Raw genomic sequence first — 472 nt, 5'->3', positions numbered from 1 at the left:
TTCACCCAAAATAAAACGTGTCAGCATATTACGTTCGGTTGAAATTTCATCGCGCTTAGCAATAAAGTTCGCCCACAATTTGTTCAGATCTTCATCGTAAACCAGCTTATCGGGGCTAGATAACCAAGCTTGGAATACACGATCTTGCTCTTGCTGGATACGCGCTAACAGATCGCCCTCGGGCACACTGACACGTGACAAACGTCCGTATTGCTCCTGAGAGATCGAATGAATACGGCTACGCAGCGTTAAATAACGCAGATAACGGTAAGCGCTACCAAACAAGTTGTGGTGGTTGGTTGGGCTCGTTGCCACAGCCAATTCAGCGTTTAACTCTAATGCCATCAAGTTTTTAGATGGGTTAAGGAAACGCGCTAAACTGCGGTCATAGTGCTCACGTAAATCTTTAGATTCACGTACAAAGTTCACTGCTGCGCGCTCAACCGCTTCGATACTACTGATAATCGCGCGG

At 46.4% G+C, this 472-nt stretch carries 1 pseudogene; it reads right to left on the bottom strand.

Going from position 1 to position 472, the window contains the following annotated elements:
• Positions 1–472 (bottom strand): annotated as a pseudogene (locus M0413_RS22750) (ATP-binding protein); the annotation flags it as partial.

This window comes from Shewanella sp. 8A (genome assembly GCF_023475945.1).
Lineage (GTDB): Bacteria > Pseudomonadota > Gammaproteobacteria > Enterobacterales > Shewanellaceae > Shewanella > Shewanella xiamenensis.
The sequence above is the reverse complement of the archived record's forward strand: the minus strand, read 5'-3'. Positions and strand labels throughout refer to the sequence as shown.